The sequence below is a fragment of the Bacillus sp. JJ783 genome (assembly GCF_036963225.1).
Lineage (GTDB): Bacteria > Bacillota > Bacilli > Bacillales > Bacillaceae_G > Bacillus_A > Bacillus_A cereus_U.
Window position 1 is genome coordinate 834 of sequence record NZ_JBALMG010000257.1, and the last position, 1016, is coordinate 1849.

Consider the following 1016-nt stretch of genomic DNA (forward strand, 5'->3'; position numbering starts at 1 on the left):
AAAGACACCCATATAAGAGCATAGCCATCAACTTTTTTTACAATCATTGAGTAAAATCCTGTATTTTGGGCATACTCAAATAGAACTTCCCTTGGTTCATATTTTATGAAGCCACTGGAAGTTGCTCCGTTGATATCTCTATTAAGCCTAGGATTTCAAACGGCGTTGTTTTTCGGTACCGCCGCGCTTTTTTCCCATTCTTACTAATATCTTGAAAGAGCCTGCTAAGCACTGAAACAGGATGTTGGAAAGTACAAAAAAGTGTGGTGTGTATTTTTTTAGATAGATTTGCACCATATAAGCGCATTTAAGCTCACTCATTTCTTTTCTATGTTTCTCCCATAAAAGTCTCCGCATTTGATAGGTCGTGCTTGCGACTAGACATAATCGCAAGAGTTGGCCATATAAGTGACATTGAAACCGTTCTAGTTTCATCCGTTTGTTTACATGAATGCTAAATATAGATTTCCATGTTTTGAATACAATTTCTACTTGCCATCGTAAAGAATAAAAAGCGTAAACCTCTGTGGCTGGCAATATTTCTGAAGGAGCGTTGGTAACTAATAAGTTTACGCAACTTGCAGCTTTAGGCATCCTTTTCTTCATTTTTTTATGATGTATCAACCGTTTATCCCATTCGTTTTGTGTTAAACGGTATAAGATGAGTCGAGTTCGATGCTTGTGCTTCAATCCGATATATAACTCTGGCAATTCTAGCGTCTCTCCTTCTTGTAATTTCTTCGTTAAGGTTTCTATATGTAATAAAATCCATTTCCCATCTTCACCCTTTTGGTACACTTGCGTGTTCCAACGAATTCTAGATATATAGTAAGCCTCGCGTAGTGAGATATTCTCTAAATCACCAATATCATGATATCCAAGATCGCGAAGTACAAGATCTCCATTTTGTAAGGTCTTCGTGCGTTCTTGCCCATATTTTGCGTCGTTACTAGTAGCGTGATCTACCGTCATGCCTAGAAACTCTCCTGAAAGTAGCTCATATTCCAATTGAATCT

At 37.7% G+C, this 1016-nt stretch carries 1 protein-coding gene; it reads right to left on the minus strand.

Annotation, left to right across the window (positions count from 1 at the left end):
• Positions 1 to 147: 147 nt before the first annotated feature.
• A partial coding sequence (locus V7038_RS29260) for an IS4 family transposase (RefSeq protein WP_335696076.1) occupies positions 148 to 1016 on the minus strand: 869 nt, incomplete at its 5' end.